The organism is Bizionia sp. M204 (genome assembly GCF_023205095.1).
Lineage (GTDB): Bacteria > Bacteroidota > Bacteroidia > Flavobacteriales > Flavobacteriaceae > Algorimicrobium > Algorimicrobium hallyeonense.
Genome location: NZ_CP046242.1, coordinates 736,336 through 750,348, shown reverse-complemented (window position 1 = coordinate 750,348; position 14,013 = coordinate 736,336). Strand labels below are relative to the sequence as shown.

At 34.3% G+C, this 14,013-nt stretch carries 16 protein-coding genes; 11 read left to right on the top strand and 5 right to left on the bottom strand.

The genetic code is table 11. The features are described 5' to 3' along the window. Nucleotides 1-43: 43 nt before the first annotated feature. Nucleotides 44-1,189 carry a cysteine desulfurase family protein gene (locus GMA17_RS03360; protein WP_248399134.1) on the bottom strand — a complete coding sequence of 382 codons (1,146 nt, stop codon included), beginning with the start codon at nucleotides 1,187-1,189 and terminating at the stop codon, nucleotides 44-46. A gap of 115 nt (nucleotides 1,190-1,304) precedes the next feature. On the opposite strand from GMA17_RS03360, the gene GMA17_RS03355 reads away from it, so the two are divergent. Beyond that, nucleotides 1,305-2,243, top strand: a complete 939-nt coding sequence (locus GMA17_RS03355; RefSeq protein WP_248399132.1) for a hypothetical protein — start codon at nucleotides 1,305-1,307, stop codon at nucleotides 2,241-2,243. Nucleotides 2,244-2,247: 4 nt separating this feature from the next. Here the strand turns inward: GMA17_RS03355 and GMA17_RS03350 are convergent, their stop codons facing one another. Both GMA17_RS03350 and GMA17_RS03345 read right to left on the bottom strand, forming a co-directional pair. Continuing rightward, a complete protein-coding gene (locus tag GMA17_RS03350; protein WP_248399130.1) occupies nucleotides 2,248-2,796 on the bottom strand; it encodes a Smr/MutS family protein in 549 nt (182 codons plus the stop codon). Further along, nucleotides 2,783-2,992, bottom strand: coding sequence for a hypothetical protein (locus GMA17_RS03345; protein WP_248399128.1), 210 nt, complete (start codon nucleotides 2,990-2,992; stop codon nucleotides 2,783-2,785). The genes GMA17_RS03350 and GMA17_RS03345 overlap by 14 nt, the downstream gene beginning before the upstream one ends. Before the next feature lie 121 nt (nucleotides 2,993-3,113). On the opposite strand from GMA17_RS03345, the gene GMA17_RS03340 reads away from it, so the two are divergent. Genes GMA17_RS03340 through GMA17_RS03320 form a run of 5 tightly spaced genes read left to right on the top strand, consistent with a single transcriptional unit; the run spans nucleotide 3,114 to nucleotide 6,807 of the window. After that, complete coding sequence (locus GMA17_RS03340; RefSeq protein ID WP_248399126.1) at nucleotides 3,114-3,848, top strand: hypothetical protein; 735 nt, start codon at nucleotides 3,114-3,116, stop codon at nucleotides 3,846-3,848. Nucleotides 3,849-3,860: 12 nt separating this feature from the next. Then, nucleotides 3,861-4,283, top strand: a complete 423-nt coding sequence (locus GMA17_RS03335; RefSeq protein WP_248399124.1) for a hypothetical protein — start codon at nucleotides 3,861-3,863, stop codon at nucleotides 4,281-4,283. A gap of 9 nt (nucleotides 4,284-4,292) precedes the next feature. Next, nucleotides 4,293-6,125, top strand: a complete 1,833-nt coding sequence (locus GMA17_RS03330) for a T9SS type A sorting domain-containing protein (RefSeq protein ID WP_248399123.1) — start codon at nucleotides 4,293-4,295, stop codon at nucleotides 6,123-6,125. Nucleotides 6,126-6,174: 49 nt separating this feature from the next. Then, nucleotides 6,175-6,459 (top strand): DUF2752 domain-containing protein, encoded by a 285-nt coding sequence (locus tag GMA17_RS03325; RefSeq protein ID WP_248399121.1) that lies wholly within the window; start codon nucleotides 6,175-6,177, stop codon nucleotides 6,457-6,459. Between the two features lie 9 nt (nucleotides 6,460-6,468). Continuing rightward, nucleotides 6,469-6,807, top strand: a complete 339-nt coding sequence (locus GMA17_RS03320) for a CCC motif membrane protein (protein ID WP_248399119.1) — start codon at nucleotides 6,469-6,471, stop codon at nucleotides 6,805-6,807. A gap of 75 nt (nucleotides 6,808-6,882) precedes the next feature. On the opposite strand, the gene rocD is transcribed toward GMA17_RS03320, so the two are convergent. Continuing rightward, nucleotides 6,883-8,130, bottom strand: coding sequence for an ornithine--oxo-acid transaminase (rocD, locus tag GMA17_RS03315; RefSeq protein WP_248399117.1), 1,248 nt, complete (start codon nucleotides 8,128-8,130; stop codon nucleotides 6,883-6,885). A gap of 199 nt (nucleotides 8,131-8,329) precedes the next feature. Between rocD and rlmD the strand changes: the two genes are divergently transcribed. From rlmD to GMA17_RS03300, 3 genes are read left to right on the top strand one after another with little or no spacing between them, the layout of a single operon-like run. Further along, nucleotides 8,330-9,742 (top strand): 23S rRNA (uracil(1939)-C(5))-methyltransferase RlmD, encoded by a 1,413-nt coding sequence (rlmD, locus tag GMA17_RS03310; protein ID WP_248399115.1) that lies wholly within the window; start codon nucleotides 8,330-8,332, stop codon nucleotides 9,740-9,742. A 5-nt stretch (nucleotides 9,743-9,747) separates the two neighbouring features. Further along, nucleotides 9,748-10,290 (top strand): DUF6452 family protein, encoded by a 543-nt coding sequence (locus tag GMA17_RS03305; RefSeq protein WP_248399113.1) that lies wholly within the window; start codon nucleotides 9,748-9,750, stop codon nucleotides 10,288-10,290. Beyond that, nucleotides 10,256-10,993 (top strand): DUF6048 family protein, encoded by a 738-nt coding sequence (locus GMA17_RS03300; protein ID WP_248399111.1) that lies wholly within the window; start codon nucleotides 10,256-10,258, stop codon nucleotides 10,991-10,993. Before GMA17_RS03305 ends, GMA17_RS03300 begins: the two co-directional genes overlap by 35 nt. A gap of 318 nt (nucleotides 10,994-11,311) precedes the next feature. Here GMA17_RS03300 and GMA17_RS03295 read toward each other — a convergent pair whose 3' ends face one another. Beyond that, nucleotides 11,312-12,475, bottom strand: coding sequence for a class I SAM-dependent RNA methyltransferase (locus GMA17_RS03295; RefSeq protein ID WP_248399109.1), 1,164 nt, complete (start codon nucleotides 12,473-12,475; stop codon nucleotides 11,312-11,314). Between the two features lie 131 nt (nucleotides 12,476-12,606). On the opposite strand from GMA17_RS03295, the gene GMA17_RS03290 reads away from it, so the two are divergent. Both GMA17_RS03290 and GMA17_RS03285 read left to right on the top strand, forming a co-directional pair. Then, nucleotides 12,607-13,335 (top strand): bifunctional 2-polyprenyl-6-hydroxyphenol methylase/3-demethylubiquinol 3-O-methyltransferase UbiG, encoded by a 729-nt coding sequence (locus GMA17_RS03290; RefSeq protein ID WP_248399107.1) that lies wholly within the window; start codon nucleotides 12,607-12,609, stop codon nucleotides 13,333-13,335. Then, nucleotides 13,335-14,009, top strand: coding sequence for a ZIP family metal transporter (locus GMA17_RS03285; RefSeq protein WP_248399105.1), 675 nt, complete (start codon nucleotides 13,335-13,337; stop codon nucleotides 14,007-14,009). Before GMA17_RS03290 ends, GMA17_RS03285 begins: the two co-directional genes overlap by 1 nt. Nucleotides 14,010-14,013: the final 4 nt, after the last annotated feature.

The following is a 14,013-nucleotide window of genomic DNA, read 5'->3' as shown; positions in this document are numbered from 1 at the left end:
CATGCTTGACTTTTGGACCTTATTAATTAAAATAGGTAATTACTTAAGCCTTAACAAATTCCTTTAAAACAGAAATGACATAATCAATTTCATCTTTCGTGTTATAAATACTAAATGAAAAGCGAATAGATGGTTTCTTTAAATCATCTTCACTTAAAATTTCACTCAAAACATGTGATCCTTTTGTACTTCCACTTTGACAGGCACTTCCTTTAGAACAAGCTATCCCTTTCAAATCCATTTGAAATAATAAAATCAATGCTTTTTCAGGTGGAATAGGTAAACATACATTAATTAAGGTGTAAGTGCTTTTTTCTAAATTACCAGACATGCCATTAAAACGAACATCTGGAAATGCTAGCTTTAATTCAGCAATAAAATGTCGTTTTAAATCTAATACATACGCGCTTTCCGTTTCCAAATTGGCATAGGCCATAATGAAGGCTTTTTCTAAACCTACAATATCATGAACAGCTTCCGTACCTGCCCGAATGCCGCGCTCCTGCTGACCACCAAAAATTAACGGTTTTAAACCTGAATTTTTTCTAATAAAAGCAAAACCTACACCTTTTGGTCCATGGAATTTATGGGCACTTGCCGCTAGAAAATCAATGTGAACATCTTGTAGGTCCAGTTTATAGTGTCCAATACATTGTACAGCATCACAATGAAACAAAGCGTTATTAGCTTGGCATAAATTGCTCACACGTTTCACATCCAAAATATTTCCTATTTCATTATTAACATACATGAGGCTTACCAAAGTCTTTCCATGTGTTTTAAGAAGTTGTTCTAAATGTTCAAAATCTACCTGACCATCAGCATCTAATTTTACATAGCTCACTTGTATATCACATGTTTTTTCCAGTTGCTCAACCGTATGCAAAACCGCATGATGTTCAATTTTGGAGGTTATAATATCTTCAACCCCTAAATCGCGAATAGCGCATTGCAAGGCTAAATTATCAGCTTCCGTACCACCTGACGTGAAAACAATTTCACCAGCACTTACATTTAACTGTTTCGCAATTGTTTTTCTGGCTTGTTCTATTAAAACTTTGGAAGCGCGTCCAAAACTATGTGTGGATGAGGCATTACCATAATCATTGCGCATAACGGCTGTCATAGCATCAATAACTTCATCCCTTACTTTTGTGGTTGCTGCACTATCAAAATATACTGGTTTCATAAGCTTATTCGTCTCCATAAATTAATCATACAAAATTACGAGAAATAAAATTATTTGTTCCCGATGACGTTGTATATTTACCAATTCTTTTAATTTTGTATAAAATATACTCGTCATGCGAAAATTACTTCTAGTACTTCTAACATTTTCAATGGTTTCATCTTGTGATGATGGTGACATCATTAACGTTGATTTTGAATTTGGCGATACATTTGTAGCCTGTGGCGAATTGGTTTTCTATCAAGTTAAAGAAAACCCATTTGAATCGTTATCACTCCAGATAGTTGAACCTGCATGGACTTTAGAAAAATTAATAGAAGTAGATACCATTACAGGACTGCTTGTAAATGACGAACCTATTGAAATTGCGATTGAAGGAACAGCTAATCAATTTAATTACCGCTCCTATAATAGCAATCCAGCACCTTTATTTTGTAATGACGTACCTCCTTCTGATATTCAAATTAATGAAGATTTATCAAGTGTTTCAGGAACTGGTATTATTAATGTATTTTTAGTTGAAGATGATAATGATGGTATTCCAGCCGAAATGGAAGATGCTAATCTAGACGGCGATTTTGATCCGGCAACAAACCCAACCGATACTGATGGTGATGGTATTCCAGACTATTTAGATGTGGATGATGATGGCGATAATGTTTTAACGTCTGTTGAGATTGAAGATGATAATGCGGATGGAGACAATGATCCATTAACAAACCCAAGAGATACCGATGAAGATGGCATTCCAAACTATTTAGATACCGATGATGATAATGATGGCACATTGACGATTGATGAAGAAAATGCACCAGCCGATCAAAACCCTGCCAATGATTACACAGATCCTAGTATAGCGGATTATTTAAATCCAAATGAAAGTGCTACACTTCCAGCAACAGCGTATCGTGCGCACCCAATCAATCAAGTGTTTACTATAACCTTGCGGGTTGAATACGTGCAATTTCCTACTATAACACAAGATGTTTTCGATATGGGCTCATTAACCGATTCTAGATTAACTAATACTCGTATGGTAACACCAGAGTTTTAAGGAATTAAGAGTTATTGGCATTTTGATAGATATAGACCTCTGTAGCACCAACACCATATTTCTGGAAGTCGGCGTCATAAAACTTAACAGCATCGTACCTGCTAAATAGATATTCTAATTCTGTTTTTAAAACACCTTCACCCACACCGTGGATAAACACCATTTTTTGAATGCGTTTTCGGATGGCGAATTCCAATTGCCCGCGTGCCGTGTCTAGTTGTAAGGTTAACATATCATGATTGCTCATCCTGTTGGAGTTTTCAGTCAAATGATGAATATGCAAATCCACTTCCATAGTTGGCTGATAGCGTTCTTTAGCTTTTTTTGTAGTTGCCTGCTTTCTTTTAGGTTGTTCCTTCTCTCTTATAATGGCTTCTGCAGCTCTTAAATCTATTTTCATTGGTTTGGTAACAACCAATTCATTTGGTTCAAAATCAAGCTGAAAACCATCAGGAGTTTCAATGGTTACCACGTTGTTTTTTACTTTAGTAACTATTCCTGACAAGTCATCATCTAAAACAGCTACGGTATCTCCTATTTTAAATGTCTTCATGTTCATTTTCTTTATCATTGGACTCTTTATCAAATTTGCTCGGAATCTTACTCGAGATTCTATAAATACCATACATTAAAATAATAATTCCTATTATTAAAATGGCGACGTTTTTCTCATCTCCAGACTGACCATATATTGCTGTAATACTGCCAATTAAAATTAATAAATAGGAAACATATTGCTGCTTTTTCATGAGGTGGTCGATAAAATTTTACTGTTTGTCGAATTTAATATTAAATGTTGAAACCACATATATTTTGCATTCTTTTTTTTCGTAGATTCAAACAAGTTAATCCATTAAATGATAGCGTATTATGAAAAACAATACTTCAGTAACCCGAATACTTCATGTCTTTATTTTAACATTTTTCCTTCACGTCGGCTTGTTTGCACAGGTTGGGATTGGGACCACTACTCCAACAACAACATTAGATGTTAATGGCGCTATTTCCTTACGAGATGGTGGTACCTTGACTTTAACAAATGGAAATAACAACAATATAAATTTAGGAGCTGTTCCATACTCCAACTACAGAATTATTGGTCCAACTACTAGCTTTTTTGTAAATAGTATAATTCCCATAGCATCTTCAGACGGCCAAATAATTACATTACAAAATACAACTAATGCTGTAATGATAATTAGACATGATGCTGGTGGCAATGTAAACAATCGGATTCTTGTTCCAAGTGAAAAAAACCTAGTGTTAACTGGAAGATATTCATCTGTAACATTAATGTATAGTGATAATCAAAACAGATGGATAGTTCAAAACAAGCTTTCAGATGAAACTATTTATGTAACTGCTCCAGCAGATTATGCACCATTTACAATTTATAATTTAACCTATCCTATTGCTGCTTGTACTTCTACATCTGCGGTTAGTGTAAATTTACTTGGTGATTGGAGCGTTTTGAACCAACCATGGGAGGATATAACTATACATCATGTAGAAGCAAGAACTGGTGAAGTTAGGTTTGTTTTAGTGAATAGTAGTCCAGGCACTACCTATATTGGGATGGACTTTGTAATTAGTGTTAGAAATTAATTCAATTAAATTATGATGAAATATCTATATATCTGTATTTTTTTATCCTGTTTTTTAACCTTTTCTCAAAAAACAAATAGTGGTGTTAAAATGAACCAAGTCACTTTAGAAAATCAAAAAAGTTATTCATTTGAAGAATATATTTTATTACCTAAAGTAGAAAAAAATGCTGTTAAAACGATTGAATCTATATCTAATGGCGAAGAACAAATTAAAAAGATTGTTTATTTAGAAAATCAAAAAACATATAGTGTCGCGGATTATCTAAATAAACCTAAATCTGAAAAAAGTGTCATTTCGGTTGAAAATTCTAAATCGGAACAAAAAAAGACCCAAGTAAAAAATATAATTATTTTAAAAAATCAAGAAGTATTAACAAGAGAAGAATATTTAGGGAGACCGAAAACAACAAAATCTATAATTATTAATAATTAAAATATTACCATGAAATATTTATATACATTAATTCTATTTGCGGTTAGTGGTTTATCATTTTCACAATCTGATTTATATGTTAGCAATGGTAGCTATGTTTATGTTGATGGCACAGGTTTTACTAGTGGGACCAATAACGCATCCTTATATGTAACTAATCGTATCAATCTAAATGGAACCAACAGTCATATATACTTGCGCAACGAGGCTCAATTATTACAAGGCAACAATGTTGGTAATTCTGGAGCAGGTAGATTGAGTGCTTTTCAAACAGGTACTGCAAATACCTATGCTTACAACTATTGGAGTTCTCCTGTAGGTATTAACGCTGGTGCAGCTGGAAATACAGCTTTCAGACCAAACAATAATATGTATCGTGAAACCGCGGCGCCAATTACCAGCACACCTTTTGGATATGTCGCAGGCTATAATGGTACAACCACACAAATTGCGAGTTATTGGTTATATACATTTATTGGATTACCATCTACGACTAACGCCTATGAAGATTGGATTGGTTTAGGTGGTGGTTCATTGCCCGTTGGAGGCGATCCTAATGGGACCCTAGCTTCAGGCTACGGTTTTACTATGAAGGGGAATCCAAGTGGAGGCCAACAATATGATTTTAGAGGACGACCAAATAATGGAAATATAACCGTTACCTTAAATGCTAACAGAGAAACATTAGTTGGCAACCCATACCCTTCCGCTTTAGATGCACGGGATTTTATTCACAACGCTACCAATGCTACACGTATGACTGGAACTCTTAAATATTGGGAGCAAGCACCAGGCGCTAGCTCCCATAATTTATCGGATTATGTTGGTGGTTATGGTATTTATACCATTTCGGCAGGAGGTGTTGACTCATTTACCAATGCGACATTTACTACTTATTTACTAGATGGCACACCAACAAACGCGCCGTTTGGAACGGGCTCTAAAGTAGCGCATCGTTATATTCCAATTAGTCAAGGTTTTATTATTGAAGGTAACGGAACAGGAGGCACTATTGTTTTCAATAATGCACAACGTGAGTTTTATAAGCAATCTGGTATTGATAGCTATTTTTATCGAAATCAGCATGATGATAACGACGATACAATAGCGGAAACTACTTATAATGAAGACGGTTTCAATATCGTACCAGCAGATTTTAAACGTTTCCGAATTAATGTCGATTTTACAGAAAACGAATTATACACACGACAGCTGCTTATGAATTTTCACAATTCGGCAACACCTGGTTTTGACTACGGTTTAGAAGGAAAAGGTGATACGCCGTTGGCATCGGATGCGTATTGGACATTAAACAATGAACCCTATGTTATTCAGGCTTTCAGTTATGATCAAGCTTTACGAATTCCATTGATTGTTAAAGCACGAACTAATCAGCCTGTGCGTTTTAGAATTTATGACATTCAAAATTTTGATGATAATCAACCTATCTATATTCATGATATAGAAAATGATATTTATGTGAATTTAAGAGAATCTAATTACGACATTAATTTACCTCTTGGAACGTATTCAGAGCGTTTTGAAATAACGTTTACTACTCAAACATTGGGAATACCTGATGTTGCATTTACTGATTTTACCATCTTTCAAAATAATGAAACATCCCAAATACATTTAATAAATCCAAACCTTCGTGATATTAAACATCTTATAGTTTATGATGTGTCTGGAAAACAGGTTTTGGACATTAAAAACATGCCGCTTTCCGAAAAGCACACTATTTCCACTAAACAATTTAGTGATGGCATGTATGTGGTTTCTGTTGCTTTTAAATCTGGAATACATCTGAATAAAAAAGTAATCATTGCAAATAAAAAGTAAAATATTCATGGCTTTTTTTAACTTTGACTAAATTCAATTTAAAATAGTTATGTCTTCACCAGAAGATTTTATGCTACCCTGTTTAAACAAACAAATCTTTGGGTTTGATTGTATGGGCTGTGGTTTACAGCGTTCCATATCGCTTTTATATCATGGTGAATTAGTGGCTGCATTCAAAATGTATCCAGCCGTTTTTCCATTAATTGCCTTATTTATCTTCATAGCTTTCAATATTTTTTTTAAATTTCAACATTCAAACAAAATTATTAATACACTCGCCATTACAACCGTAATCGTTATAATTGGGAGTTTTACTTTAAAACTAATCACTTAAATTTTACACATGGAAAAACAAAGACTCAATCCAACACTAGTTTATGTACTGGCTATTTTAGGATTATTATGCTGTTGCGTTGCCGGTTTCGGCTTTATTTTAGCAGGAATTGCTTTTTTTATAGCGCATAGCCAAATTCAAAAAGCCCAACTAAATCCGGATGATTATGATTTAAAAAGCGTTAATGCTATGAATACCGCAAAAACGGTTGCATTAGTGATATTGATAATCAATATTCTATATTTACTTTGGTCAATCTATCAAATTATTTCAATGGGTGGATGGGATGCTTATATGGAACAATTTGATGACGCTATGAAACAGTTTCAGCAAGCCCAAGTTGAATAATGTTTAATTTATCTATAAAAAAAAGCGACTCACGTCGCTTTTTTTTATTTATAATAATAGGTTTGTTTACTAATTTTACTTTTCAAATTGTTTTAGGGTTTTGGTAATAATAGCGACACAGTCTAATAATTGCGCTTCTGTCATCACTAAAGGTGGTGCAAAACGAATTATATTGCCATGCGTAGGCTTCGCTAATAAACCGTTATCACGCATTGCTAAACAAATGTTCCAGGCAGTATCACTATCTTCATCATCGTTAATTACAATAGCGTTTAATAAGCCTTTACCACGAACCAAACTTACAATAGAGCTCGTTTCAATAAACTTATTTAATTCACTGCGGAATAATTCACCAAGTTTATAAGCATTTTCTGCTAGTTTTTCATCTCTCACTACTTGTAAAGCAGCAATAGCAACGGCTGCAGCAACTGGATTACCTCCAAAAGTACTTCCGTGGTTTCCTGGGCGAATAACACGCATAATAGCATCATCAGCTAAAACAGCAGATACTGGATAGGCACCACCAGACAAGGCTTTACCTAAAATTAAAACATCTGGCTTAACATTTTCATGATCTACCGCTAATAAACGACCAGTTCTAGCAATTCCTGTTTGAACTTCATCTGCAATAAATAAAACATTGTATTTTTCACAAAGTGCTTTTGCTTTTGCTAAATAATCGGCTGCAGGCACGTAAACACCAGCTTCACCTTGAATTGGTTCAACTAAAAATCCACCAACATTAGGGTTGGCTTTTAAAGCACTTTCCAAAGCGTCTAAATCATCATAGGCAATTTTGATAAATCCGTCTGTATATGGTCCGAAATTTTTACGCGCAACAGGGTCGTTTGAAAACGAAATAATAGTGGTTGTTCTACCGTGAAAATTATTTTCACAAACAATAATCTCTGCTTTATTTTCATCGATTCCTTTTACTTCGTATGCCCATTTTCTACAGATTTTTAAAGCAGTTTCAACCGCTTCTGCTCCTGTGTTCATGGGTAATAATTTATCGAATCCGAAAAATTCGCAAGCAAATTTCTCATACTTACCTAACATATCATTATGAAATGCTCTGGACGTTAATGCCAATGTAGATGCCTGCTTATGCATAGCATTAACAATTTTAGGGTGACAATGCCCTTGGTTTACTGCGGAATAAGCCGATAGAAAATCATAATACTTCTTCCCTTCTACGTCCCAAACATAAACGCCTTCACCTTTAGCCAAAACCACAGGAAGTGGGTGGTAATTGTGTGCGCCATACTTGTTTTCTAAATCAATTGCTTGTTGCGATGTTGTTACTTGGTCTAAAATAGCCATTTTAATAAATTTAAGTTGTTGAATAAAATAACCATTCCTACTGTACCTTTATTCTTCCGAAATCCCGATAGTAATCGAGACGAAAATTCAGCGTGGGAGAGAAATCATCCCTAGGGCTCGCAAATTACTAAATATCTCCTGTTTCTTAAAATATTTACCACATGTTTTTTGCTACGAAAAAAGAAAGTACTTTTGCAGCATGGCAAGAAAAAATAATAGAAAGCAAATATTCACCAATGTCGAAGTAATTGATGCTGGTGCAAAAGGAAAAGTAATAGGGAAAGCACCCGATGGTAAAGTCATTTTTATGCCAAATGCGGTTCCAGGTGATGTGGTTGACGTGCAAACCTTTAAAAAGCGTAAAGCCTATTTTGAAGGTAAAGCAACTATTTTTCATAAACTATCCGAAAAACGTACCGAACCTGAATGCCAACATTTTGGGGTTTGTGGTGGTTGTAAGTGGCAAAATATGGGCTATGAACACCAATTATTTTACAAGCAAAAAGAAGTTACCAATAATTTAACACGTATTGGACATATAGAATTACCTGAAGTTACCCCTATTTTAGGTTGTAAGGCCCCCTACTTTTATCGTAATAAAATGGAATTTTCCTTTAGCGATAGCCGTTGGTTAACCTTGGAAGAAATTCAATCAGATAGAGATTTAGGCGATAGGAATGCTTTAGGCTTCCATATTCCAGGCATGTGGGATAAAATTTTAGATATAAAAAAATGTCACCTGCAAGCAGATCCATCCAATGCCATTAGAAATGCGGTTAGGGAGTTTGCCATTGCAAATGAGTTGGCGTTTTTCAACACCAGAAATCAACATGGTTTATTGCGAACTATGATGATAAGAACATCATCTACGGGAGATATTATGGTGATGATTCAGTTTTTTAAAGAAGATAAAATCAAGCGTGAATTACTATTAGATTATTTAGCGGAAACCTTTCCTGAAATCACCTCACTGCAATATGTAGTGAATGAAAAAGCCAATGATACCATTTACGATCAAGACGTGATTTGTTATAAAGGCTACGATTATATTTTTGAAGAAATGGAAGGCTTACGATTTAAAATCAACGCCAAATCATTTTATCAAACCAATTCGGAACAAGCGTATGAATTGTATAAAATTACCAGAGATTTCGCTGGATTAACAGGAAACGAATTGGTTTACGATTTATATACCGGAACCGGAACCATTGCGCAATTTGTTGCCAAAAAAGCGAATAAAGTGGTTGGGGTTGAGGCTGTTCCTGATGCTATTTTAGCTGCCAAAGCTAATGCACAATTAAATGGCATTGCTAACGTTGACTTTTATGTGGGCGATATGAAAAACGTCTTTAATCAGGATTTTATTAATACACACGGTCATCCAGATGTTATTATAACCGATCCACCACGCGATGGCATGCATAAAGATGTCGTTAATCAAATATTAAATATTGCACCGGAAAAAATAGTTTATGTAAGTTGCAACAGCGCAACACAAGCACGAGATTTACAACTTATGGATGCACAATATAAAGTAACACGTACACAAGCTGTGGATATGTTTCCCCAAACGCATCACGTTGAAAATGTTGTACTTTTGGAAAGAAGATAAAACCTATGAAAAAAATACTTGGCTTAATAATTCTGATTTGTTGTATCACTTTGAGTTGCGAACGTGATGATATCTGTACCTTAGATACTGTTACAACCCCACGTTTAACGATTTCGTTTTATAACATTGAAAACCCGGAACAGCAAAACCCTAGAAATGTTGCTAAATGTCGTGTTCAAGGAATTGGTAACGATGAAACACTTCCAGATTTAGATGGTACCCGAGACAAGCAAGTAATTTTACTTCCACTAAAAACAACAGAGAATAGTACGTCATATAGTATTTATAAAAATTACAAGTTAAATAATAATAATACGCCTGATAATCCAGATGATGATTTTATTACCGGTAATGAGGATATAATAACGATTTCGTACGTTACGGAAGAAGTTTACGTTTCCCGAGCATGTGGTTTTAAAACGGTTTTTAAGAACATTTCCATAACCGTTGAAGATGATGGAGACAAATGGATAAAAATTATTCAGTCTGTAAATGATAATCAAACAATAGAAAATGAATACACCACAAACTATAACATCTATCATTAAAACATGTTTGATTGGTTTGCTGTTTTGTTCAGTTTCATTTGCACAAAACGATAGCATTCCTTCAAACAAAAAATTAAAAGACAGTAGTAAGCAGCTAGAGAAATACGGACTGCGTGTTGGTGGTGATGCCAGTAAATTACTGCGTTCATTTTTAGATGATGACTATAAGGGTTTTGAAGTAAATGGTGATTTCCGATTTACAAAAAAATGGTATTTAGCTGGAGAATTTGGTGTTGAAGAAAAAACAACGACCACAGATTATATTGATGTTACAGCCACCGGAACTTACATAAAACTTGGAGCCGATTATAACGCTTACGAAAACTGGTATGGTATGAATAATTTACTGTATGGTGGTTTTCGTGTGGCATTCAGTAATTTTAGTCAAGATTTAAATAGTTTTGGTGTGTACTCGCAAAATCAATATTGGGCACCACAATTTTCATCGTCAGAATCTAAAAAATTTAGTGGACTAAATGCAGTATGGACTGAATTTATTGTGGGCTTAAAAGTAGAAGTTCTTACCAACTTGTTTTTAGGTGTTAATGCCCAATTTAAATATATAATTACGCAAAGCGAACCCGATAATTTTGAAAACATCTATATTCCTGGGTACAATAAAACCTATGATAGCGGGAGTTTTGGCTTTGGCTATGGCTATAATATTTCGTATTTAATTCCGATTTTCAAGAAAGCAAAATAGTGTTCAGTGTTCAGTGTTCAGTGTTCAGTGTTCAGTGTTCAGTGTTCAGTGTTCAGTGTTCAGTGTTCAGTGTTCAGTGTTCAGTGTTCAGTGTTCAGTGTTCAAAAGATTAAAAATTCCAGAAAATAAATACTAAATTCCAAAACGTAATTACAGAATTTCTACAATTAACTTCCTGTAATTACCCCAATAGCTTTCTCTCCTTGACTTTGCCAGAAGTATAAGGTCAAAGTTTATGAATCCAAATTTAAAGTTAGAAAAACGAGAGTTTATTCAGCTTGAGTTAAAAGTCATACGTCCTAACAACAGAAGGGAAACTTAATCCCGATCTTGATACTTCGCTTTTTTACTTCCTTCATACATGACATATTTAACTAAACGCGATTCTAATTTTGCATTCATTAAATGTATTTTTCGGGATGGTCGTAATCCCACATGCTTTAAAGCATCTAAATTAGATGTAATAAACCACGCATCAGTTCCTGGATAGTTTTGTTTTAAGGTGTCACCAATTGCAGCATAAAATTTTTCCATATCAATATCCAATCGTTCTCCATAAGGTGGGTTGAAAACCATATGGAGTTTGGCATCACCCGCTTTTTGAGTTTTAAAGAAATCCTCATGTTTGATACTTACAAATTCATCTAAATGGGCATTCTTCAAATTATCCTTGGCTTTTGCCACGGCACTAGGCGATTTATCATAACCTATTATTTTATGATGAAAGTCGCGTGTTTTTTTCAAAAGTGATTCTTCAATTTTTTCAAACAGTTCCACATCCCAATCATTCCAACGTTCAAAGGCAAATTCCTTTCGCATTAAATTTGGTGGAATATTACATGCTATCATAGCAGCTTCAGCCAAAATAGTACCACTTCCACACATGGGATCCATAAAATCCGATTGACCATCCCAACCGGATAACATAACCAGTCCTGCTGCCAAAACCTCATTTATTGGCGCTATATTTGTAGCCGTTTTATAGCCACGTTTATGTAAAGATTCGCCGGAAGAATCTAACGAAATGGCACATTGATTTCTATCTATATGAACATTCACTTTTAAATCAGGAAACCGTAAATCAATATTTGGTCGCTCATTCGTGGTGTCTCTAAATTTATCCACAATGGCATCTTTAGTTTTTAGAGAAATATATTGCGAATGGGTAAATTGTTCTGAATGAACGGTAGAACTAATAGCTAAAGTACCACTAGATTTCATATACTGACTCCAATCCATTTTATAAACTTGGTCATACAGGTCTTGTTCATCTTTAATCCGAAAACTATTTATAGGTTTTAATATTTTTATAGCCGTACGCAAACCTAAATTAGCTTTGTACATAAAACCTTTATCACCAGTAAAACTAACCATCCTAGTCCCCTTCTGGATATCAGTAGCTCCCAGTTGCAGTAGTTCTTTTTCTAATAAATCTTCAAAGCCAAATAAGGTTTTGGCAACCATTTTATAATTATTCTCCATTGCAGACATTAAATAGATTGCAAAAATACAGTATTTTTGTGGCAAGACAACAGACTTTACTCAACAAAGACATATTTTTGGGTGACTAAATAACGATTATAAGATCAAATCCCAGCATTGGGAAAACTTCTATGGAAAACACATCGCAATGGTTTGCTTCATGGTTTGACACACCATATTATCACATACTCTATAAAGATAGAGATAATAGCGAAGCACAGCTATTTATGGATACCTTAACCAATTATTTAAATCTGCCAGAAGCTGGTGAAATTTTAGATTTAGCATGTGGAAAGGGCCGCCATGCTATATATTTAAACTCATTAGGTTATCGTGTTACAGGTGCCGATTTATCTGAAAACAGCATAGAACACGCGAAACAATTTGAAAATGAAACCTTAAATTTTCAAGTACATGATATGTGTAAACCTTTTAAAAAGCAGTTTGATGCTGTTTTTAATTTGTTTACTAGTTTTGGATATTTTGAAAATGAAGCGGATAACTTAAGAACCATTAAAGCTATTCAAGCGGATTTAAATGAAACCGGATTTGGAGTTATAGATTTTATGAATTGTGATTTTGTTATTGAAAATTTAGTTCCGGAAGAAACAAAAACAGTTGAGGGAATTGAGTTTCATTTAAAACGTTATGTCCAAGATGGCTATATTATAAAAGACATTCAGTTTGAAGATGCGGGAGAAAATTATCAATTTCAAGAACGTGTTCGGGCGTTTACTTTGGATGATTTTCAAGAATTATTTGATCAAGCAGGTGTTTATTTATTAGATATTTTTGGGGATTATAAATTAAATAAATTCAATAAAAACACGTCTGAACGTTTAATTATGATTTTTAAGTAATGTTACACTATTTATTACCCATATTAGCCGTTATTATTGGAGCGGCCTTGGTTATTTTAACACGCAAAAAAGCCTGTTTTAACTTTAAATTGCTACTTGCTTTTAGTGGTGCCTTTTTATTAGCTCTAACGCTTTTTGAATTATTACCCGAAGTATATCATCATCTAGATGCCAAGGAAACTGGACTCTATATAATGTTTGGAATTCTAATTCAAATAATTTTAGAATTCTTTTCCAAAGGTGCAGAACATGGTCACGTTCATGTCCATACACATGATGACTCGTTTCCTTGGGCATTATTTATAAGTTTATGTATTCATAGCTTTTTAGAAGGTTTTCCAATCCATGAACACAATGATATGGTGTATGGCGTTCTTGTTCATAAAATTCCAATTGCTACGGTTATTACGGGTTTTTTAATCCATTCAAAAGCTACTAAATTCCAAGTCATTGCCTTCTTAATAATTTTTGCTGCTATGACACCTTTGGGAACTTACATTTCGAATCACGCCAATATTGCAACGCATTACATTAGTGCTATTAATGCTATTGTAATTGGTATCTTTTTGCACATTTCAACAACCATTTTATTTGAAAGTGGTGAAGGTCATAAATTTAATCTCACCAAGTTAATAGCAATCGTTTTAGGTATTGCTGCAGCTTACATGATTTAATCGT

What these genes read in the sequence shown, in the direction of transcription:
- GMA17_RS03340 (WP_248399126.1), top strand. Translation starts at nt 3,114, where the DNA reads ATGAAAAACAATACTTCAGTAACCCGAATACTTCATGTCTTTATTTTA.
- GMA17_RS03345 (WP_248399128.1), bottom strand. Translation starts at nt 2,992, where the DNA reads ATGAAAAAGCAGCAATATGTTTCCTATTTATTAATTTTAATTGGCAGT.
- GMA17_RS03360 (WP_248399134.1), bottom strand. Translation starts at nt 1,189, where the DNA reads ATGAAACCAGTATATTTTGATAGTGCAGCAACCACAAAAGTAAGGGAT.
- GMA17_RS03325 (WP_248399121.1), top strand. Translation starts at nt 6,175, where the DNA reads ATGTCTTCACCAGAAGATTTTATGCTACCCTGTTTAAACAAACAAATC.
- GMA17_RS03305 (WP_248399113.1), top strand. Translation starts at nt 9,748, where the DNA reads ATGAAAAAAATACTTGGCTTAATAATTCTGATTTGTTGTATCACTTTG.
- GMA17_RS03290 (WP_248399107.1), top strand. Translation starts at nt 12,607, where the DNA reads ATGGAAAACACATCGCAATGGTTTGCTTCATGGTTTGACACACCATAT.
- GMA17_RS03295 (WP_248399109.1), bottom strand. Translation starts at nt 12,475, where the DNA reads ATGGAGAATAATTATAAAATGGTTGCCAAAACCTTATTTGGCTTTGAA.
- rlmD (WP_248399115.1), top strand. Translation starts at nt 8,330, where the DNA reads ATGGCAAGAAAAAATAATAGAAAGCAAATATTCACCAATGTCGAAGTA.
- GMA17_RS03350 (WP_248399130.1), bottom strand. Translation starts at nt 2,796, where the DNA reads ATGAAGACATTTAAAATAGGAGATACCGTAGCTGTTTTAGATGATGAC.
- GMA17_RS03330 (WP_248399123.1), top strand. Translation starts at nt 4,293, where the DNA reads ATGAAATATTTATATACATTAATTCTATTTGCGGTTAGTGGTTTATCA.
- GMA17_RS03335 (WP_248399124.1), top strand. Translation starts at nt 3,861, where the DNA reads ATGATGAAATATCTATATATCTGTATTTTTTTATCCTGTTTTTTAACC.
- GMA17_RS03355 (WP_248399132.1), top strand. Translation starts at nt 1,305, where the DNA reads ATGCGAAAATTACTTCTAGTACTTCTAACATTTTCAATGGTTTCATCT.
- GMA17_RS03320 (WP_248399119.1), top strand. Translation starts at nt 6,469, where the DNA reads ATGGAAAAACAAAGACTCAATCCAACACTAGTTTATGTACTGGCTATT.
- rocD (WP_248399117.1), bottom strand. Translation starts at nt 8,130, where the DNA reads ATGGCTATTTTAGACCAAGTAACAACATCGCAACAAGCAATTGATTTA.
- GMA17_RS03300 (WP_248399111.1), top strand. Translation starts at nt 10,256, where the DNA reads ATGAATACACCACAAACTATAACATCTATCATTAAAACATGTTTGATT.
- GMA17_RS03285 (WP_248399105.1), top strand. Translation starts at nt 13,335, where the DNA reads ATGTTACACTATTTATTACCCATATTAGCCGTTATTATTGGAGCGGCC.